This is a genomic window from Flavobacterium fontis (assembly GCF_900129405.1).
GTDB classification, from domain to species: Bacteria; Bacteroidota; Bacteroidia; order Flavobacteriales; family Flavobacteriaceae; genus Flavobacterium; species Flavobacterium fontis.
In genome coordinates, this window is the sequence record NZ_FQVQ01000003.1 from 139143 (window position 1) to 158671 (window position 19529).

General features: G+C 39.8%; 20 protein-coding genes. 12 read left to right on the plus strand and 8 right to left on the minus strand.

Annotation, left to right across the window (positions count from 1 at the left end):
* Positions 1-12: 12 nt before the first annotated feature.
* Positions 13-216: a hypothetical protein gene (locus tag BUC17_RS04095; protein ID WP_143161708.1), complete on the plus strand. Its 204-nt coding sequence runs from the start codon at positions 13-15 to the stop codon at positions 214-216.
* 41 nt (positions 217-257) lie between these two features.
* On the opposite strand, the gene BUC17_RS04100 is transcribed toward BUC17_RS04095, so the two are convergent.
* Positions 258-848, minus strand: a complete 591-nt coding sequence (locus BUC17_RS04100) for a riboflavin synthase (protein ID WP_073361886.1) — start codon at positions 846-848, stop codon at positions 258-260.
* A 64-nt stretch (positions 849-912) separates the two neighbouring features.
* Here BUC17_RS04100 and pdxA point away from each other — a divergent pair, with 64 nt between their 5' ends.
* The 6 genes from pdxA to accC all read left to right on the plus strand — a co-directional run bounded on the left by pdxA (position 913) and on the right by accC (position 5864).
* Positions 913-1977 (plus strand): 4-hydroxythreonine-4-phosphate dehydrogenase PdxA, encoded by a 1065-nt coding sequence (pdxA, locus tag BUC17_RS04105; protein ID WP_073362071.1) that lies wholly within the window; start codon positions 913-915, stop codon positions 1975-1977.
* A gap of 77 nt (positions 1978-2054) precedes the next feature.
* Positions 2055-2594 carry a YceD family protein gene (locus tag BUC17_RS04110; RefSeq protein ID WP_073361888.1) on the plus strand — a complete coding sequence of 180 codons (540 nt, stop codon included), beginning with the start codon at positions 2055-2057 and terminating at the stop codon, positions 2592-2594.
* Between the two features lie 8 nt (positions 2595-2602).
* The gene (gene rpmF / locus BUC17_RS04115) at positions 2603-2797 is read left to right on the plus strand and encodes a 50S ribosomal protein L32 (RefSeq protein WP_073361890.1); all 195 of its coding nucleotides are present in this window, start codon (positions 2603-2605) and stop codon (positions 2795-2797) included.
* Between the two features lie 141 nt (positions 2798-2938).
* Positions 2939-3937 carry a beta-ketoacyl-ACP synthase III gene (locus BUC17_RS04120; RefSeq protein ID WP_073361892.1) on the plus strand — a complete coding sequence of 333 codons (999 nt, stop codon included), beginning with the start codon at positions 2939-2941 and terminating at the stop codon, positions 3935-3937.
* 23 nt (positions 3938-3960) lie between these two features.
* The gene (accB, locus tag BUC17_RS04125; RefSeq protein WP_073361894.1) at positions 3961-4443 is read left to right on the plus strand and encodes an acetyl-CoA carboxylase biotin carboxyl carrier protein; all 483 of its coding nucleotides are present in this window, start codon (positions 3961-3963) and stop codon (positions 4441-4443) included.
* A 74-nt stretch (positions 4444-4517) separates the two neighbouring features.
* Positions 4518-5864 carry an acetyl-CoA carboxylase biotin carboxylase subunit gene (gene accC, locus BUC17_RS04130; RefSeq protein ID WP_073361897.1) on the plus strand — a complete coding sequence of 449 codons (1347 nt, stop codon included), beginning with the start codon at positions 4518-4520 and terminating at the stop codon, positions 5862-5864.
* Positions 5865-6000: 136 nt separating this feature from the next.
* On the opposite strand, the gene rpmA is transcribed toward accC, so the two are convergent.
* Both rpmA and rplU read right to left on the minus strand, forming a co-directional pair.
* Positions 6001-6261 (minus strand): 50S ribosomal protein L27, encoded by a 261-nt coding sequence (gene rpmA / locus BUC17_RS04135; RefSeq protein ID WP_073361898.1) that lies wholly within the window; start codon positions 6259-6261, stop codon positions 6001-6003.
* A gap of 22 nt (positions 6262-6283) precedes the next feature.
* A complete protein-coding gene (gene rplU / locus BUC17_RS04140; protein WP_073361900.1) occupies positions 6284-6742 on the minus strand; it encodes a 50S ribosomal protein L21 in 459 nt (152 codons plus the stop codon).
* A 248-nt stretch (positions 6743-6990) separates the two neighbouring features.
* Between rplU and BUC17_RS04145 the strand changes: the two genes are divergently transcribed.
* Both BUC17_RS04145 and BUC17_RS04150 read left to right on the plus strand, forming a co-directional pair.
* Positions 6991-8319, plus strand: a complete 1329-nt coding sequence (locus tag BUC17_RS04145; protein ID WP_073361902.1) for a M16 family metallopeptidase — start codon at positions 6991-6993, stop codon at positions 8317-8319.
* A gap of 10 nt (positions 8320-8329) precedes the next feature.
* Positions 8330-10387, plus strand: a complete 2058-nt coding sequence (locus BUC17_RS04150) for a M16 family metallopeptidase (RefSeq protein WP_073361904.1) — start codon at positions 8330-8332, stop codon at positions 10385-10387.
* Between the two features lie 48 nt (positions 10388-10435).
* Here BUC17_RS04150 and BUC17_RS04155 read toward each other — a convergent pair whose 3' ends face one another.
* Entirely contained in the window at positions 10436-11302 is an 867-nt protein-coding gene (locus BUC17_RS04155) for a DMT family transporter (RefSeq protein ID WP_073361906.1), read from the minus strand.
* Positions 11303-11395: 93 nt separating this feature from the next.
* Between BUC17_RS04155 and BUC17_RS04160 the strand changes: the two genes are divergently transcribed.
* Entirely contained in the window at positions 11396-11770 is a 375-nt protein-coding gene (locus BUC17_RS04160; RefSeq protein WP_073361908.1) for a heavy-metal-associated domain-containing protein, read from the plus strand.
* 540 nt (positions 11771-12310) lie between these two features.
* Here BUC17_RS04160 and gldD read toward each other — a convergent pair.
* The 3 genes from gldD to mutY all read right to left on the minus strand — a co-directional run bounded on the left by gldD (position 12311) and on the right by mutY (position 14700).
* Entirely contained in the window at positions 12311-12904 is a 594-nt protein-coding gene (gene gldD / locus BUC17_RS04165; protein WP_083544728.1) for a gliding motility lipoprotein GldD, read from the minus strand.
* Between the two features lie 287 nt (positions 12905-13191).
* Positions 13192-13623, minus strand: a complete 432-nt coding sequence (locus BUC17_RS04170) for a single-stranded DNA-binding protein (RefSeq protein WP_073361910.1) — start codon at positions 13621-13623, stop codon at positions 13192-13194.
* Between the two features lie 45 nt (positions 13624-13668).
* On the minus strand, positions 13669-14700 hold the full coding sequence (mutY, locus tag BUC17_RS04175; protein ID WP_073361912.1) for an A/G-specific adenine glycosylase: 1032 nt from the start codon (positions 14698-14700) through the stop codon (positions 13669-13671).
* A gap of 133 nt (positions 14701-14833) precedes the next feature.
* Here mutY and BUC17_RS04180 point away from each other — a divergent pair, with 133 nt between their 5' ends.
* Both BUC17_RS04180 and BUC17_RS04185 read left to right on the plus strand, forming a co-directional pair.
* Positions 14834-15127 carry an HU family DNA-binding protein gene (locus BUC17_RS04180; protein ID WP_073361914.1) on the plus strand — a complete coding sequence of 98 codons (294 nt, stop codon included), beginning with the start codon at positions 14834-14836 and terminating at the stop codon, positions 15125-15127.
* Between the two features lie 341 nt (positions 15128-15468).
* The gene (locus BUC17_RS04185) at positions 15469-17019 is read left to right on the plus strand and encodes an Rne/Rng family ribonuclease (protein WP_073361916.1); all 1551 of its coding nucleotides are present in this window, start codon (positions 15469-15471) and stop codon (positions 17017-17019) included.
* A 185-nt stretch (positions 17020-17204) separates the two neighbouring features.
* Here the strand turns inward: BUC17_RS04185 and pbpC are convergent, their stop codons facing one another.
* Positions 17205-19499: a penicillin-binding protein 1C gene (pbpC, locus tag BUC17_RS04190; RefSeq protein ID WP_083544735.1), complete on the minus strand. Its 2295-nt coding sequence runs from the start codon at positions 19497-19499 to the stop codon at positions 17205-17207.
* Positions 19500-19529: the final 30 nt, after the last annotated feature.

The window sequence follows — 19529 nt, forward strand, 5'->3', positions numbered from 1 at the left end:
CTTTTACGCCCTATGAAAATCGACCCAACGAAAGTAATTTTAATCACTCTAGCGATTTTGTGTGGTCCTATGACCTTTGCAGCACCAAATCCGCCGGCCCCAATTCCACCTCCACCTCCAGGGCTTCCTGTGGATGAAGGTTTGGTTTTTTTGGCCCTTTCGTCTATGGTTTATGTAGGATACAAGTTAACCCGATATAAAAAAGCTTCAAGATAATTCCTGAAGCTTTTCTTTTTTTATTCTAGTACTATTTCGGATTATTTTCCGATTTCGTAGAGTCGAGCTACATATTTTCCAATCACATCAAACTCCAAATTGACAGGAGTGCCTATAGCAAAGGTATGAAAATTCGTATGTTCATACGTGTAAGGGATGATGGCTACACTAAAAGCATTTTTTTGCGAATCTACAACGGTCAAACTGGTGCCGTTTACCGTAATCGATCCTTTTTCGATGGTAACATTGTTGGTTTGTGCGTCATATTCAAACGTAAAATACCAACTCCCTTCGGCTTCGCGAATGGCAACACAAGTTCCTATTTGATCTACATGTCCCTGCACAATATGTCCGTCCAAACGATCGCCCAATTTCATGGCACGTTCTAAGTTCAATTTATCCCCAACATTCCATTGCCCTACATTGGTTTTTAGCAGCGTTTCTTTAATGGCTGTTACGGTATATTGATGACCTTCGATAGCCACGACGGTTAAACATACCCCGTTGTGGGCTACACTTTGGTCAATTTTTAGTTCCGATGTAAGTTCGGAAACTACGGTAATATGCAGGTTTTCTTGCTCTTTAACGAGTGCGGTTATGGTTCCTAGGGTTTCTATAATGCCTGTAAACATTTGTCGTTTTTATTTTCTAAATTTGCCCTTCAAAAGTACGCATTTAAATCGACTTCATTTACCCATGAAAAAAGCGGAGAATATTATAGTAGGAATTGCTGTTGGAGATCTTAACGGGATAGGTTGTGAAGTGATTTTAAAAACCTTTGAAGATACACGTATGTTGGAGTTGTGTACGCCCGTATTGTTTGCCAATGTAAAAGTGATTTCTTTTATAAAAAAAAGCATGCAATCGGAATTACCGCTCCATGGTATTGACCGTTTGGATCAATTGATTGTTGGAAAAGTGAATGTGCTTAATGTGTGGAAGGAATCGGTGGATATTCAGTTTGGACAATTGAACGATCAGGTAGGAAGTTATGCTATTAAATCGTTTGTCGCTGCTACGGAAGCGTTAAAAAACGACGCTATAGATGCCTTGGTGACAGCGCCTATTAATAAGTATTCGATTCAATCAGAGGGTTTTTCATTTCCGGGACACACCGACTATCTCGACCAACAATTAGAAGGCAATGCCTTAATGTTGATGGTTCACGACCGATTGCGAGTAGGATTATTGACCGATCATGTTCCTGTCAATGAGGTTTCGCAGCACGTTACACGTGAGCGGGTACAACAAAAAATCCGAACGGTATATGAAACGTTGAAACAAGATTTTCGAATCAATCGTCCTAAAATCGCGGTTCTTGGATTGAATCCACATGCCGGCGACAATGGCGTTATTGGCAAAGAAGATCAAGAAATTTTAAAGCCCGAAATACAAAAATTGTTTGATCAAGGTATTTTGGTGTTTGGACCCTATTCAGCCGACGGATTCTTTGGTTCGGGACAGCATGAAAAGTTTGATGCCGTTATCGCCTCCTATCACGACCAAGGATTAATTCCGTTTAAAACGCTTTCTTTTGGATCGGGAGTAAATTATACAGCGGGCTTGCACAAAATTCGCACCTCCCCCGACCATGGAACCGCATTTGAAATTGCGGGGAAAAATCAAGCGGATGCCACTTCTTTCAAAGAAGCAGTCTACCTTGCTCTTGATATTTATAAGGCACGCCATGAATACAAAGAATGGTCAAAGAATCCCTTAAAAATCAAAGAAAAACAGTTGGAATCAAAAAAAGGGCATTAAGGCTTTTGAATTTGATATAAATTTATATCTTTGCACTCCCAAAGTTGAGGCTTGCAGTTAGGCAAATTGGTGAAACGATGAAAGTTACAAATGAATTTTTAATTCCTTTTACAGGATTAAAATTGGGAAAACACCAATTTGACTATCAAATTAGCCAAAAGTTCTTTGAGTCGTATGCGTATTGCGATTTTGAAAATTGTGCGGTAGACGTAAAAGTGGTTTTAGACAAAAAATCAACCTTTATGGAATTGTCACTCAAACACAAAGGAACTGTTTTTGTTCCTTGCGATGTCACAGGTGAGCAATTCGATTTACCCGTTAAAGGTGCCATCAAAGTGGTGGTTAAGTTTGGAGACGAATTTAACAATGAAAATGAGGAGCTTCTCATTTTACCCCACGGTGAACACCAAATTGATATTACGCAATATGTTTATGAGTTGATTGTGTTGTCGGTTCCCCAAAAAAGGGTACATCCCCGCGTAAAAGACGGATCACTCAAAAACGAAGCCCTAGAAAAACTGTCTGTTACTTCGGTGAAAACCCAAGAAACAACACCAAAAGAAGAAAATATAGATCCCCGTTGGGATAAATTAAAACAACTATTAACGGATAAATAATATAAAAAATGGCACATCCTAAGAGAAGACAATCTGCGTCAAGAAGAGACAAAAGAAGAACGCACTACAAGGCTACTGCTGCGACTATCGCTACTTGCCCTGTAACTGGTGAGGCTCACTTGTATCACAGAGCGTACTGGCATGAAGGTAAAATGTATTACAGAGGTCAAGTAGTTATTGATAAATCAGTAGCTGAGGCTTAATATATACGGTAAAAAATCCCTCAAACTCTCACTATGTGGGAGTTTTTTGTTTTTTACACCTTAAAAAGTATAACTCAATTATTTTTTGTAATTTCCACCCTCTGAAATGACATGCTTTTCAGAGCGCTATTAAACCAAACTATGAGTACAATTACAGCCGCTATTACAGCCGTAGGCGCTTATGTCCCTGATTTTGTTTTGTCCAATGAAGTACTGGAGCAAATGGTAGATACCAATGATGAATGGATTACTACCCGCACCGGAATCAAAGAGCGCCGTTTGTTAAAAGAATCGGGAAAAGGCACTTCTTTTTTAGCGATCAAAGCGGCTCAAAATCTTCTAGAAAAGAATAATATCGACCCCTTAGAAATTGATTTAATCATCATGGCCACGGCTACACCCGATATGCCCGTTGCTTCAACCGGAGTATATGTAGCTTCACAAATTGGTGCGGTTAATGCTTTTGCGTTTGACTTGTCTGCTGCATGTTCTAGTTTTTTGTATGGAATGTCAACGGCTGCCGCTTACATTCAATCGGGGCGTTATAAAAAAGTGTTGTTAATTGGAGCCGATAAAATGTCATCCATCATCGACTATACTGATCGAGCTACGTGTATCATTTTTGGTGATGGAGCTGGTGCCGTTTTGTTTGAACCCAATTCAGAAGGCTTAGGATTACAAGATGAGTTCTTGCGCTCGGATGGAATCGGTCGAGAGTATTTAAAGATTGACGCCGGAGGTTCGATACTTCCAGCCTCTAAAGATACCGTGGAAAACGGACAGCATTTTGTTTTTCAAGATGGGAAAACAGTTTTCAAATACGCCGTTTCAGGAATGGCTGATGTGAGTGAAAAAATCATGCAACGCAATAACTTAACCCATGATGATATTAATTGGTTGGTAGCCCATCAAGCCAACCGCCGTATTATTGATGCAACGGCACAACGCATGGGATTGGATGAATCCAAAGTATTGATAAATATTCAACGCTATGGAAATACAACTTCGGCTACCTTACCCTTGTTGTTGAGTGATTTTGAAAATCAATTAAAAAAAGGTGATAATCTAATTTTTGCTGCATTTGGGGGTGGGTTCACTTGGGGAGCCATTTACCTAAAATGGGCGTATAACAAACAATAAACGATAACTAAAACGAAAGAACTATGGATTTAAAAGAGATTCAAAATCTGATCAAATTCGTATCCAACTCGGGTGTTGCTGAGGTAAAATTGGAGACTGGCGATGTAAAAATTACCATCCGCACCACTTTGGAAGGAAATACTCCTGATATTACGTATGTACAATCCGCACCGGTGGCTCCTGTGATTTCGCAAGTAGCGGCTCCTGCTCCAGCAGCTCCAGCAGCTCCAGCTACACCTGCCGCACCTGCCGCTGACGATGCAAAATATATCACCATCAAGTCGCCCATGATTGGTACTTTTTACCGCAAACCCGCGCCCGACAAATCTCCGTTTGTTGAAGTAGGTTCATCAATCGGTAAAGGGGATGTATTGTGTGTGGTAGAAGCCATGAAATTGTTCAATGAAATTGAATCGGAAGTATCGGGTAAAATCGTCAAAATATTAGTAGACGATATGTCTCCCGTTGAATTTGATCAACCGCTATTCTTGGTCGATCCGTCTTAATTTGTAGTGACTTCCACAGGATAAGGACTTTTTTTCTGTGTTGGAAGTCTAGGTTTAATTTAAATTGAAACAGGATGTTCAAGAAAATATTAATCGCCAATAGAGGCGAAATCGCTTTGCGTGTGATTCGCACCTGTCGTGAGATGGGGATAAAAACCGTTGCAGTGTATTCTACTGCGGATGCTGAAAGTTTACACGTAAAATTTGCCGATGAAGCGGTTTGTATCGGACCTGCGCCGAGTAACTTATCGTATTTGAAAATGTCCAACATTATCGCAGCTGCTGAAATTACCAATGCCGATGCGATTCACCCAGGATATGGTTTCCTTTCAGAAAACGCCAAATTCTCCAAAATTTGTCAGGAACACGGCATCAAATTTATTGGTGCTTCCCCTGAAATGATTGAGAAAATGGGAGACAAAGCCACCGCCAAAGCTACCATGAAAGCGGCGGGAGTTCCCTGTGTGCCAGGTTCTGATGGAATATTAGAGTCCCTGGAACAAGCCAAAAAAGTAGCCAAAGAAATTGGGTATCCCGTGATGATGAAAGCTACTGCAGGGGGTGGAGGAAAAGGAATGCGTGCCATTTGGAAAGAAGAAGAGCTCGATAAAGCTTGGGAAAGTGCCCGATTAGAAGCTGCTGCGGCCTTCGGAAACGATGGGATGTATATGGAAAAATTGATTGAAGAGCCCCGTCATATTGAAATTCAAGTGGTAGGGGATTCCTATGGAAAAGCATGTCACTTATCTGAACGTGATTGTTCGGTGCAACGTCGCCACCAGAAGTTAACCGAAGAAACTCCCTCTCCATTTATGACCGATGATTTGCGTCAACGGATGGGGGATGCTGCCGTGAAAGCAGCTGAGTTTATTCAATATGAAGGTGCTGGAACGGTAGAGTTTTTGGTAGATAAACACCGCAATTTCTACTTTATGGAAATGAATACCCGTATTCAGGTAGAACACCCTATCACCGAGCAAGTAATTGATTACGATTTAATTCGCGAACAAATATTGGTAGCGGCAGGTGTGCCGATTTCGGGTAAAAATTATTTGCCACAATTGCATTCCATCGAGTGTCGTATCAATGCGGAAGACCCGTACAATGATTTCCGTCCCTCGCCAGGAAAAATTACTGTGTTGCATGCGCCAGGAGGACACGGAGTTCGTTTAGATACCCACGTTTATGCGGGCTACACCATACCACCCAACTACGACTCTATGATTGCGAAGTTGATTACCACGGCACAAACCCGCGAGGAGGCCATCAACAAAATGAAGCGCGCGTTGGATGAGTTTTATATTGAAGGAATAAAAACCACCATACCTTTTCACCGTCAGTTAATGGATGAACCGGATTATGTGGCTGGAAATTATACCACAAAATTTATGGAATCCTTTAAAATGAAAGATCCCAATTAAAATAAAGCCACCTTTCGAGGTGGTTTTTTTTTCTTCGACTAAAGGCTAATTTCCTTTTTAGAAATCAAAGGGAATCGAATGCAATAAAAAAACCCGCTCCAATGGAACGGGTTAATTTATGTTTTAATACGAAGTATTATGCTTTGAAGGGTTCAACAGATACAAAAGATTTGTTATCTCCTTTTTTCTGGAATTTTACAATTCCATCAACCTTAGCGTGTAGTGTATGGTCTTTGCCCATGTACACGTTTTCACCTGGATTGTGTTTTGAACCACGTTGTCTAACGATAATGTTACCTGCGATAGCCGCTTGACCACCATAGATTTTTACACCAAGTCGTTTCGACTCTGATTCTCTTCCGTTCTTGGAACTACCGACACCTTTCTTGTGAGCCATGATGTTTTGGTTTTATAAGTTATTATTCTTCAGTTTTTTTGGTTTTCTTCGGTGCTTTTGGTGCAGCATCCTCTGATTTTTCTGCTTTTGGCGCTTTTGCTTTTTTAGGCGCTTCTTCTGTAGCTTCTACAGCAGGAGCAGCTTCTTTTTTAACCGCTTTTTTTGCACCAGTGGCAGCAATGCCTTCAATAACGATTTGGGTTAAAGATTGACGGTGACCGTTTTTCTTTTTGTACCCTTTTCTACGTTTTTTCTTGAAAACGATTACTTTTTCACCTTTAAGGTGTTGTAAAACTTTGGCTTCTACGGAAGCACCTTCTATAGCTGGGGCGCCGATCGTAATTGTTCCGTTGTCGTCTAATAAAAGAACTTTTTCAAAAGAAACTTTTGAACCTTCTTCGTTCGCTAAACGGTGAACAAAAACTTTCTGGTCTTTGCTTACTTTGAATTGTTGCCCTGCTATCTCTACGATTGCGTACATAACAATAATGTTTAGTTAAAAATTTTAAGGTTGCAAATATACAAATTAATTTCATTGAAACAAGCTAATTTTCAAAATACTCGACCTAAGAATCAAAGGATTAGATTAAGGCGTTACTCGAGATGTAAAAAAATGCTGAAACCCAATTAAAAAATCTATTTTTGTGTAACAATTTGCCTGTTTGTGTGACAAATGGGCATTCGATTTAACGCTGGGTTCAACCCCGAAAAAACAAACAACGAATTCTTATGAAAAAATCTTTAATCGCTTTAAGTTCATTGCTTATGCTTGGAGGTACAGCTCATGCTCAAAAAGTTGCTTTTGAAGAGTATGACTTAGACAACGGAATGCATGTCATTCTCCACAACGACCCTTCGGCGCCTGTAGTGATTACCTCGGTAATGTATCACGTAGGAGCCAAAGACGAAAATCCAGATCGTACTGGTTTTGCCCACTTTTTTGAGCACTTATTGTTTGAAGGAACTAAAAACATTAAACGAGGAGAATGGTTCAAAATCGTAACAGGTAACGGCGGTACTAACAATGCCAATACGACCGATGACCGTACGTATTATTTTGAAGTTTTCCCTTCCAATAACCTTGAATTGGGGTTGTGGATGGAATCTGAGCGATTGATGCACCCGGTGATTAACCAAATTGGGGTGGATACTCAAAATGAAGTGGTTAAAGAAGAAAAGCGTTTACGCGTAGACAATCAGCCTTATGGGCAATTGATTGCCGAAGTAAAGAAAAATATGTTTGTGAAACACCCGTATCGTTGGGCAACCATTGGTTCTATGGAGCATTTGGATGCGGCAACTTTGGAAGAGTTTCAAGCGTTTAACAAAAAGTTCTATACCCCAAACAATGCCGTTTTAGTTGTGGCAGGGCAAATTGATATTGCGCAAACGAAAGCTTGGATTCAGAAGTATTTCGGCCCAATTCCACGAGGTGAAGAAGTGAAGCGTCAGAAGTTTGAAGAAGCACCGATTACACAAGAAATCCGTGCAACCTATGAAGATCCTAACATTCAAAAACCCATGGTGGTGGCTTCATACAGAACCCCTTCAATGAAATCACGTGATGCTCGTGTGTTGGATATGATTTCAACCTATTTAAGTGATGGAAACAGTTCCAAATTGTACAAGAAAATTGTCGATGACAAAAAAATGGCGTTACAAATTGGAGCTTTCAACTATTCCCAAGAAGATTATGGGATGTACATTCTTTATGGAATGCCACAAGGCGAAACTACTTTGGCGCAGTTGGTAAAAGAAATGGATGAGGAAATTGTGAAATTACAAAACGAACTCATTTCAGAGAACGACTACAAGAAATTGCAAAATAAGATTGAAAACAACTACGTAAACAACAATTCTAGTGTAGAAGGGGTAGCTGAAAACTTGGCATCTTACTATATGTTGTACGGTGATGTTAATTTAATCAACACTGAAATCGAAATGTATCGCTCAATTACCCGAGAAGAAATTCGTGACATTGCCAAAAAGTATTTGAATCCCAACCAGCGTTTAATTCTGGATTATGTTCCAGCCAAAGACAAAGCAGACGCTAAATAATTGAATCATCATGAGAAAATCTATTATACTTTTATCAGGCTTGTTTCTGACATTCATTATGCAAGCACAAGACAGACCCCAACCACAGCCTGGACCGGCACCTAAAATTAGCATCAAAAAACCAGAGACGTTTACACTTCCCAACGGATTAAAGGTCATGGTGGTAGAAGATCACAAATTACCTCGTGTTTCTTTTAGTTTGACCATCGACAATGCTCCTTATGCAGAAGGGAATAAAAAAGGAGTTGACGATTTGACCAGCAGTTTGATGGGGATGGGTTCAACCAAAACGCCAAAAGATGCCTTCAACGAAGAAGTTGACTTTTTAGGAGCCGATATTAGTTTCAGTTCAAGTGGCGCTTATGCTAGTGGTTTGTCCAAATACTCAAAGCGCATTTTAGAATTGATGGCCGAAGGGTCGTTGATGCCCAATTTCACGCAAGAAGAGTTTGAAAAAGAACGCGATAAATTAATCGAAGGATTAAAAACACAAGAAAAAAGTGTTCCCGCAGTTGCTGGACGCGTTGAAAATGTATTGGTTTACAGCAAAAATCATCCTGCAGGGGAATATTTGTCGGAGGAAACTATTAAAAATGTAACCTTAGACGATATCAAGAAAAATTATGTGACTTATTTTGTGCCTTCTCGTGCCTATTTGGTCATCATTGGGGATGTGAAATTTAAAGAAACCAAAAAGTTAGTCGAAAAATTATTTGGTACATGGACCAAAGCTACAGCGCCTGCGGTTTCGTATACGCAACCTAGTAATGTTCAGTACACGCAAATCAATTTTGTCGACATGCCTAATGCAGTACAATCAGAGATTTCGGTGGTGAATACCGTAAACTTGAAGTTGTCTGACCCTGACTTTTTCCCAGTTATTGTGGCGAATCAAGTATTGGGAGGTGATTTCAATAGTTATTTGAATATGAATTTGCGTGAAGCGCATGGTTGGACGTACGGTGCCCGTTCGAGTATAGGGTCAAATAAGTACATGATGAGCAAATTCAAAGCAAATACACAAGTTCGTAATTCGGTTACCGATAGTGCTGTGGTTGAGATCATGAAAGAAATCAAACGTATTCGCACTGAAAAAGTAACCGATGAGGCACTTCGCAATGTGAAAGCCGGGTATATCGGACGTTTCGTAATGCAAGTTGAAAAGCCGCAAACTGTTGCACGCTATGCCTTAAACATTGAAACCGAGAGTTTACCTGCTGATTTTTATGAAAATTACATCAAAAATATTGAGGCAGTAACGGCAGAAGATGTGATGCGTGTGATGAACAAATACGTATTGGCCGATAACTTGCGTATAATTATTACAGGGAAAGCGGCTGAGGTTGTACCAGCTTTAGAAAAGTTGAAAATTCCAATGTTCTTCTTTGATAAGTTTGGTAACCCAACTGAAAAGCCAAAAATGAAAATGCCAGTCCCTGCTGGGGTAACTGTGAAAACGGTTTTAGATAAATACATGGCAGCCATTGGAGGCGAAAAAGCAGTTATGGCGGTAAAATCTATCGCGGTGAATGGAACTTCTGAAATTGAGGGGGCTCCTGCTCCGTTGGCCTATCTTTCCAAAAAAGACAGCAAAGGACGTTCGTTGATGAAATTAGAACTTACCGGAATGATGGAGTTGTCTAAACAAGTCATCGGCGATAAGTCAGGATATTCTGCCGGTCAAGGACAGAAAAAAGAAATGACCGCTGAAGAGTTTGCAGAGAAAAAAGCATTGGCGGGTACTTTTGAAGAGTTGGGCTTGGCTAAGAAAACGGATGTGGTTTTAGACGGGATCGAACCTTTTAATGGTGTAGAGGCTTATGCGTTGAAAAGTGGTAAAACAATTTATTACTACGATGTAAAAACGGGATTACGTGTAGGTTCAACAACCACTCAAGAGCGTAATGGACAGCAAATGACCTCGTCTATTTTATTGTCGGATTACAAAGATGTAAAAGGGGTTAAAGTACCTTACATCATTGTGCTTTCTCAAGGAGGACGTGACTTAGAAATCAAAGTTTCAGAGGTAAAAATCAACGAAGGAGTGACCGACGCTGATTTTCAATAAGAAAAAAGGTTTTTATTATAGAAAGGCTGTTCTTCGGGGCAGCCTTTTTTATTTTTTACTTGAGAGGTAAACGCCAATTAGTATGATAAGCGCCCCGATGCCCTGCACAGCGGTTAGTTTTTCGCCATCAACCATGCCCCAACATACGGCAACCACTGGAATTAAATACGTTACCGAAGTAGCAAAAACAGGGGAAGAGATTTGAATTAGTTTATAAAATAGAATATTCGCTATTCCTGTTCCTATCACTCCCAAAATCATAATGTATAGCAACGCTTCTTGGGTAGCAGGCACCGTAATTATTTCCTGAATATTGGTGCTCAAAAGAAGGGCTAATGCGGGGAATAGCATAACCACAAAGTTACCGGTTGTAATGCTTAATGGTTTTACATCGGATAGGTATTTTTTGATGAAGTTCACATTGGTCGCATAACAAAGTGAGGCAATAAGCACCAATACGGTATACATATAATTTTGATTGGGGTGTGAAAGCGCCCCGTCGATAATGAGCAAGAGCGTTCCTGAAAATCCGATGACAACACCAAAAATCTGACTGCGTTTGAAAGTTAGACCGAAGGCAAGTGCACCCAAAATAAGAGTGTTTAGGGGCGTCAACGAATTCAGGATGGAACTTACAGCACTGCTTATTTGTGTTTGTGCAATGGCAAAAAGGAAAGCAGGAATAAAGGTTCCAAATAAGGAAGTTAGCGCTATGTACTTCCATTGATAATGGCGAATGTCTTTTAAACTCCGAAAGCCAATGAAGAGTAAAAAAAGGGAAGAAAACACGATGCGTGCGGCACCCAGCTGTATTGGTGTCAAGCCCAACAATCCCCTTTTGATCAAAATAAATGAACTTCCCCAAGTTAGCGCGAGGATAATGAGGAATAACCATTTTACTTGTTGTTGGGTCATAGCAAAGATGTTAAGGTTTGCAAAATTGGGATTATTTTATGAATGCTCGTGTAAAAAAAAATTTATTTTTGTTTGCAATTCAAAGGAATAATCATGAAAATATCATCTGCATTCAGTATTCTAGCGGCTATGGTTTTAACATTAACCGCTTGTAAACAAGAGACCGCTGCTGCTCCAAACGGAAAAGATGTTGCCAGTTCTACCAAAGCGCCTGCTGTTAAACCAGAGACAGCCTCTTTACAAATTGATGGAATGACTTGTGCTATTGGGTGTGCAAAAACGATAGAAGAGAAGCTCGTAGAGATGCCTGGAGTACAAGAGGCTAAAGTCGATTTTGAAACCAAAAAAGCAGTTGTAAATTTTGATGCCGATCAACTTTCAGGTTCTGAATTAAAAGCGGCTATCGAATCCTGTGCTGATGGCAAAACGTATAAAGTCACCGATATGAAAGTGGCCAAAAAAAGTTAACAACTTACTTAATTATATTCAACCCAAGGATTCCATTACTGTTGGAATCCTTTTTTTATTTCAAATGCACGTATGCTTTTTTATAATTAACTTTTTAAACCATTCAAATGATGTCAAATATTCATAATTGTGACGGGCGGATTGATTTAGAAAGTGAGCCTTTGTTAATAAAAACACTTAGTTTAACTGTTATTGTGTATCCTTATTTTTATCTAGTTTTGATTGGTAGTATTTAGTTTTAAGATTTATGTACTTGTTTACTTTAAAAAAAAGGATGACAATGCAAATGGTCAAAAAAAGGAGTATTGCAAGGGGTAACAATTGTGTTAGTGTTGCAAATATATCTCGCATAATAATAAAATTTAAATTTGATAACCGAAACAAAAATTCAAGTGATTTATGTAAATTTTTGGTCAACTTTTATTAAGAGCATGTGATTTGATCAAAACTTAGATTTTGAATACACATACCTTAAAATGCAAATAATGAATTTTATTTGAGTCTTAAATCATATCATTTACCAACTACAATAGTAATGAATTATTTCCATTTTAACGATTCCATCAAGGATTGCATGTCGTTTTTAATGTAATCGGCGGCAGGCATGATGGAGTCAAAATTAGGGCGCGCATAAAAATACATGGAGCCACTTAAAAAATGGCGGGTACTGTCGGTTACATAGAATTGTGCATTGGTAGCGGCGTTCCCACCCACACGATAAAACATCCCATACACCTTGTCTTTGGTGTTCATAAAAGGTTGTTCCAATATATTGTCAGCTTTGATTACATGTTTATACGTTAGTTTTTGCGTGTCGCGCAACAATTGTTCTAAATTCCCTTGAATCGGTTTGTACGTAAGAAATAGCGTAGCTTTCATTTTTGGATACGTAATCGTAAACGTACAGTCGCCTTTTTCTTTGATTTGCGCTTCTTTGTTTCGGGCAAACGAAAAAGGACATGGACCTTTATAAGGGGTATACGCAGCCATTGGATATTCTAAACGCAAATGTCCAGGTGGTTTTGGAATGATTTCTTCTTTGCAGCTCGTCGTGAAACACAAAAGGATTACCCATAAAAAACCGAAGCGATACGAACGATTTTGCGCAGTGAAAATAGAGGTAAGTTGATTCATCCGATGATTAGAATTATACGAGTACAAAGGTATCATTTCGACGCGACAATTTGTTTTTTTATCAAAGGGGTTAACGCTATGCGAGTCGTATTATTTTATAAAGGAAAACGAAAGTTGAAAATACAGTGTGGCATTTACAGATTAGAGGGTAAATAAAAAAGAACTGCAATTGCTTTTTGGTTTGTTTTGAAGGAACAAAATTATATTCGTATTAAGCAGAATATAATCCAAGAAGCAATTGCAATTTAATTTTTGCCTATTAATGCAAAACATTAAAAAGGAGTAGTTTAGAAAGGCATATCGTTTTCAACATGCGAGCTAGGCGTTTCATAGCTTGCATTTCTGGGTTCGTGGTTGGGAACCGAGCGGCTTTCTAAATCTTTTTTCACATTCAGAAATGTAAACTCAGTCACCTGAATTTCTGTTGTGTATTTAGTAATACCTTCCTCGGTAGTCCATTGACGCGATTTGATTCGCCCTTCAACATAAATTTTATCGCCTTTGGATAAAAAGCGTTCGCAGATTTCCGCTGCTTTGTTACGTACAACCAAATTGTGCCACTCGGTTGATGTAATTTTTTCGTTAGTGGATTTATTGATATAAATCTCATTTGTTGCTAATGGAAAGCGCCCAATGCAATTACCGCCTTCGAAATAGTGCATTTTAACATCATCCCCCAGATGACCAATCAGCATAACTTTGTTAAGTGTCCCGTTCATAATAAAATTGGCGTGTTTATATCACGCAAAAATACGAATTAATACCTAATACGTCTTAATAAAATTATAAATTACAATAGGAAACGGGTAATCTTCGAGTGATTCTCTTGGAACACCAGCTTCCATTTCTTTATTAAGACTAATCTTGTAAAAACGAATGTACAAATTTTGATGAGAAAGTTTGTGTAAAATAGTTGTTTTATTCATTTCAACTATGGATTTAATGATTTCACGGGGCCAAATGGAGGCTATTTTTTGTTGTAAATCCGCCCAAGTGATAGGGGTCGGGGTTTCAATTAAGGGAAATTGGTAAAGGTTGTGCCAAATTCCTTTTTCTGTTCTTTTTTCAAGCAAAATCTTACGTTGTGGATCTTCAACAATGAGATAATGGAAGTAGCGGTCGGTTATTTTTGTTTTCTTTGTTTTTACGGGTAATTCGGCTACTTTTTGATCGCGATAAGCCACACAACTCCATTGGAGAGGGCATTGATGGCATTGCGGATTTTTGGGCGTGCATTGCATGGCGCCAAATTCCATAAGTGCTTGGTTGAATTGGGCGGGGCGCTTGGGGTCCAATAGCGTATTTGCTAAGGCCGAAAATTCTTTTGGAGCAGCCGAAGAGGCAATGTCAGTTTCAACCCCAAAAAAGCGTGCCAACACCCGATACACATTTCCATCGACTACGGCTACGGCTTCATCAAAAGCAATAGAAGCTATTGCCGCCGCGGTATAGGTACCAACTCCTTTGAGTTTTAGGAGTTCGTGATAGGTTGTCGGAAATTGGCCTTGGTAATCAAAGGCAACTTGTTTGGCGGTATGGTGAAGGTTACGGGCGCGAGAGTAATACCCAAGTCCTTGCCATAGTTTCAATACTTGTTCTTCAGTGGCTTCGGCCAAATCGACAACCGTAGGAAAGGCTTCAAGAAAGCGTAAATAATAGGGTGTGGCTTGAGCGACTCGGGTTTGTTGCAACATGATTTCTGAGAGCCAAATGCAATAGGGGTCGCGCGTTTGACGCCAAGGGAGTTCCCGTTGGTTTTCTAAATACCAAAGTAATAGTGAGTTAGTAAATTCCATGGATAATTTGAGTTTAACAAAAGTATAACTTTATGTATTTAAATTTTAATAGATTATACTTGAAAATTTGTTTTTTTAATTCCTATATTTGCACTCTCAAAAATTTACACATAATTATTAAATACGAAAGAAAATGACGAAAGCAGATATCGTAGCGAAGATTTCAGAGAAATTAGGTCTTGAAAAAGGAGATGTTCAATCTACTGTAGAAGCATTGATGGAAGAAGTAAAGGCTTCATTAGAGAACGGAGACAATGTATACCTAAGAGGATTCGGTAGCTTCATCATCAAAACAAGAGCAGAGAAAACAGGTAGAAATATTTCCAAAAATACTACCATCAAAATTCCAGCCCACAACATTCCTGCCTTTAAGCCAGCTAAAGTATTTGTAGAAGGTGTAAAAGCTAAAACTGAAGTTACAGTCTAAAAATATTTATTAATCACTAACAAATTAACCTATGCCAAGCGGTAAAAAAAGAAAAAGACATAAGGTTGCGACGCATAAACGTAAGAAAAGAGCGAGAGCAAACCGTCATAAAAAGAAAAAGTAGTTTTTAACTACTTTTTTCTTTTTACACGTTCCTTGAAATTACGGGAAAAACTTAAAAAAATTCGAATAAAATACCATTTTTTAGGTTGTTTTACGTTGCAAACCTAAACAATCGTTAATTTTTTTTCATTTTTCCCAACGGGTAAACAACCTGTATAAATGTTTAATCCATCCTAAAATTGGTCTTTTTGACCTGTTCCGGGATAAAAATTTACATCATGAATAAAGAACTTATCATCCGAAAGGGTGACGATGCTGTAGATTTTGCCTTATTAAAAGATGGAAAACTCATTGAATTACACAAAGAAGAAGAAGATCGAAGCCAATTTTTGGTAGGCGATATTTTTATTGCCAAAATTCGTAAACCCGTCCCAGGACTCAACGCAGCCTTCGTTAACGTTGGATTCGAGAAAGATGCTTTTTTGCACTATCACGATTTGGGACCCAATCTCACTTCTTATTTGAAATTCATTAAACTTGTAAGCACAGGTAAATTAAAAGATTTCTCCCTAAAAAACTTTCCGTTTGAAAAAGAGATTGATAAAAATGGTGCCATCGCCGATGTGTTGAGCGCCAATCAATCGGTACTAGTTCAAGTGGTCAAAGAACCCATTTCCACCAAAGGACCGCGCATCAGCTCAGAGCTTTCGTTTGCGGGACGTTATTTGGTGTTAGTGCCGTTCTCCGATCGGGTTTCGGTTTCACAAAAAATCAATTCACGAGAAGAAAAAGACCGACTTAAAAAATTAGTTACCGCCGTCAAACCGAAAGGATTTGGTGTTATTGTGAGAACAGTAGCCGAAGGCAAATCAACAGCCGAACTCGAAAAAGACTTGCAAAATCTGATGAACAGATGGATTGCAATGTGCAAACGATTACCTACGGCACATCATCCGTCGAAAGTATTGAGCGAACTTACCAAAGTTTCTTCGATGCTGAGAGACATTTTCAACGATACCTTTACCGGAATCACCGTTGATGATGAAGTGTTGTACCAACAAACTAAGGACTATTTAGCCGAAATAGCGCCGGAGAAACAAAAAATTGTAAAGCTTTATCAAGCCGTCGATCATCCAATTTTTGAACGGTTTCATATTGAACGACAAATCAAAACTTCCTTTGGGAAAACGGTTTCCATGAGTAAAGGAGCCTATTTGATTATCGAACATACGGAAGCGCTTCATGTCATCGATGTGAATAGCGGCAACCGCTCCAATAAAGCAACCAGTCAAGAAGGCACCGCGATGGAAGTCAATTTGATTGCAGCTACAGAAATTGCGAGACAGTTGCGACTGCGCGATATGGGTGGGATTATTGTCATTGATTTTATTGATATGCAAAATCCTGAAAATCGCAAAGTGCTTTATGATCATCTCAAAGCCGAAATGAGCGACGACAAAGCGAAACACAAAATTTTGCCTCCGAGTAAATTCGGATTGGTTCAAATTACACGACAACGGGTGCGACCTGAAGTCAACATTAAAACACAGGAAGAAGATCCTAGCCAAGGATCACAAGGCGAAGTCGATGCGCCCATTTTGTTAATCGACCGCATTGCTTCCGATATTGAACGATTAAAAGACAGTCAGAATAAGTTGGTGCTCAATGCCCATCCTTTTGTGGCTGCCTACCTTACCAAAGGTTTTCCATCTTTACGTTTGAAGTGGTTCTTCGAACATAAAAAATGGGTGAAAATCATACCTCGTGATGCTTACACGTACCTCGAATACCGTTTCTTTAACGAAGAAGGAAACGAGATTAAAGAATAAAGAAAAACCGCCTTTCGAATTGAAGGGCGGTTTTTTTATTTTTGGGCAGCCCTGCCTACCGGCAGGCAGGAATTCCGGCTTTCCGCTGTACTTGCCTGCCGACTAAGGTAGGTCTCCCTCCTAACGTCGGGAATATGCCGCTTCAACCTGCCTACCGATAGGCAAGTCCGGGCTGCATCATGCAATCAATCGCGAATCAACTCAACTTTACGTTTGATTTCATTGCCTTTTTCATCCACCACTGTCACACGATGCACACCCGTTTGGGCCGTAATCTGCATTTCGTGAAAGGTTTGGGTGGTTCCCAAAAATCGGTCATCCACATACCAATACAATTTGGCCTCTCGATTGGAATGGGCCACCTTAAATACAACGGGCTGAATCACACCATTAAAGTTTTTCGTCAAATAAATTTTACTAGTTGCCCGCGGATAAATAAAATCCATTTGTACTTGTGTTTCCCCCACACAATCCGCTCGGAAAGGCGGTAAAGGTTGGTAATCAATATGCAAACTCTTGTAATACCATTCCCAAACCGGTGGCAATACAAACCATTTTTTGGTTATAATTTGGTCTACCGATACACAATTGCTATTCACACGAAACTGTTCGGTTGGGTCCAAATGCACCAATTTATGATACGGGCAAACTTTGGTTTTTAACCCTTTTAAAGGGATCCATTGTTTTGATTTGGGACAGTCGTCTTGGGCGATATGTCCGCTTTGGGTACAAATTTCGGCTTGTTCCAAATCGTTTAAGGGTGCTTTAAACCAACCCGATTTAGGCAGCGTATTAAATACATCAAACAAAATCGGAGCTGCGCTGTCCACACCCGTCAATTCGGGTCGGCCTTCTCCCGAAGCATTTCCTACCCAAACGCCCACCACATATCGTGAATTGGTTCCAATCGCCCATGCATCGCGATTTCCAAAACTCGTTCCCGTTTTCCAAGCAATCGGTAGGGCAGAATCATAAAACTTCCAGGCTTCATCGCCTTCAGGGCGGTTAACTTCTTTCATCGCCGTGTAAGTAAGGTAAATCGAACCCGCTCCGAATAGCGTTTTATCATAGGAATCGGTTCCAAAATCATGTTCTTTACCTTGTATATAATTCAAATCCGCAAACTCTTGACTGCGGTATTTTTTGGTCTGGTTGTAATAATTTAAGGTCGACGTCATGTTGGCATAGGTCTTCGTTAAATCCCATAAATTACTTTCGGCACCCCCCAAAATCAAGGATAAACCATAATGATCAGGATGTTTGTTGATGTTTTTTTGACCTAACTTTTGCAAGGTTTCATAAAACTTCGGAATGCCGTGTTCTTGTAACATCAAAACCGCCGGAATATTCAACGAACGCGATAAAGCGCGCTGTGCAGGTACAGCACCATCAAAGGTTTGGTTAAAATTTTGAGGTGCATAGCCCGAAATTTGAGTCGGAATATCCGCTACTAAAGTATTCGGTAAGAGTTCGCCCTCATCCAACATCGAAGCAAATAAAAGGGGCTTTAAAATACTTCCTGTACTTCGCGGAGCGCCTATGATGTCTACATCTTTGCCGTGTTGGACATCCGTAGGGGCATTGCCTACATAACTCACGATATTGCGGTTTTGAACGTCAATAACAATCACCGCCAAATTATGGACTTCGTTTTGTTTGTACTGGTTGTAATAATAACTTGCAATTTGATTCACCCGATTTTGCAACGGCAATTCAAGGGTTGTCTTGATGCGTTCTCCGGGATGTTTTTTGACCACCCGTTCTAATAAATGGGGTGCCAATTGGGGTAAATCATAGGGTTTTTGCGGTAACGGTTCTTTCAGTGCCAATTCGTAAGTGAGTTGGTCAATCTCTTTATTTTGGTATAGTTTTAATAATAAGGCATTGCGCTTTTTTAATAATTTTTCCTGATTTTTTCCCGGATAAATCAATCGAGGCGCATTGGGTAAAACCGCTAAGGTTGCACTTTCTGCCCAGGATAATTGATGTGCTTGCACACCAAAGTACCGCCAGGAAGCCATTTCCAAGCCCACCACATTACCTCCAAAAGGCGCATGTGCCGCATAGAGTTCGAGTATCGTATCCTTGGAATGGCGAAACTCCAATCGCGTGGCCAAAACAATTTCTTTGATTTTCTCCCAATAGGTGCGGTCTTGATTATGCCGCGATAAGCGAATGACTTGTTGGGTCAAGGTACTCCCGCCACGGACTACTTTACCTGCTGCCCGATTTTGTTGTACGGCTTTGTACATCGCAACCGGATTGAATCCCCAATGCTGATAAAAATGTTCGTCTTCATAATAGACAATGCATTTTTTGAATTTTTCGGGGACACTATCTTTTGCGGGGAAACGCCATTGACCATCGGTAGCAATTTTTGCGGCTAATAATTGACCATCCGAACTTTCAATCACGGTAGCGTAGGGGACTTGAAACAAGGTGCGGGGCAATGAGAAATAATACACCAAAAGAGCAATCATTAGGACTGCGGATTTTTTGGGATGTTTGCG

Coding starts and splice junctions, on each gene's coding strand:
- rpmF (WP_073361890.1), top strand. CDS start 2,603: ATGGCACATCCTAAGAGAAGACAATCTGCGTCAAGAAGAGACAAAAGA.
- accC (WP_073361897.1), top strand. CDS start 4,518: ATGTTCAAGAAAATATTAATCGCCAATAGAGGCGAAATCGCTTTGCGT.
- rpmA (WP_073361898.1), bottom strand. CDS start 6,261: ATGGCTCACAAGAAAGGTGTCGGTAGTTCCAAGAACGGAAGAGAATCA.
- BUC17_RS04100 (WP_073361886.1), bottom strand. CDS start 848: ATGTTTACAGGCATTATAGAAACCCTAGGAACCATAACCGCACTCGTT.
- pdxA (WP_073362071.1), top strand. CDS start 913: ATGAAAAAAGCGGAGAATATTATAGTAGGAATTGCTGTTGGAGATCTT.
- BUC17_RS04185 (WP_073361916.1), top strand. CDS start 15,469: ATGAATAAAGAACTTATCATCCGAAAGGGTGACGATGCTGTAGATTTT.
- BUC17_RS04180 (WP_073361914.1), top strand. CDS start 14,834: ATGACGAAAGCAGATATCGTAGCGAAGATTTCAGAGAAATTAGGTCTT.
- BUC17_RS04095 (WP_143161708.1), top strand. CDS start 13: ATGAAAATCGACCCAACGAAAGTAATTTTAATCACTCTAGCGATTTTG.
- pbpC (WP_083544735.1), bottom strand. CDS start 19,499: ATGATTGCTCTTTTGGTGTATTATTTCTCATTGCCCCGCACCTTGTTT.
- BUC17_RS04110 (WP_073361888.1), top strand. CDS start 2,055: ATGAAAGTTACAAATGAATTTTTAATTCCTTTTACAGGATTAAAATTG.
- BUC17_RS04145 (WP_073361902.1), top strand. CDS start 6,991: ATGAAAAAATCTTTAATCGCTTTAAGTTCATTGCTTATGCTTGGAGGT.
- BUC17_RS04150 (WP_073361904.1), top strand. CDS start 8,330: ATGAGAAAATCTATTATACTTTTATCAGGCTTGTTTCTGACATTCATT.
- BUC17_RS04160 (WP_073361908.1), top strand. CDS start 11,396: ATGAAAATATCATCTGCATTCAGTATTCTAGCGGCTATGGTTTTAACA.
- rplU (WP_073361900.1), bottom strand. CDS start 6,742: ATGTACGCAATCGTAGAGATAGCAGGGCAACAATTCAAAGTAAGCAAA.
- mutY (WP_073361912.1), bottom strand. CDS start 14,700: ATGGAATTTACTAACTCACTATTACTTTGGTATTTAGAAAACCAACGG.
- BUC17_RS04120 (WP_073361892.1), top strand. CDS start 2,939: ATGAGTACAATTACAGCCGCTATTACAGCCGTAGGCGCTTATGTCCCT.
- accB (WP_073361894.1), top strand. CDS start 3,961: ATGGATTTAAAAGAGATTCAAAATCTGATCAAATTCGTATCCAACTCG.
- gldD (WP_083544728.1), bottom strand. CDS start 12,904: ATGAATCAACTTACCTCTATTTTCACTGCGCAAAATCGTTCGTATCGC.
- BUC17_RS04170 (WP_073361910.1), bottom strand. CDS start 13,623: ATGAACGGGACACTTAACAAAGTTATGCTGATTGGTCATCTGGGGGAT.
- BUC17_RS04155 (WP_073361906.1), bottom strand. CDS start 11,302: ATGACCCAACAACAAGTAAAATGGTTATTCCTCATTATCCTCGCGCTA.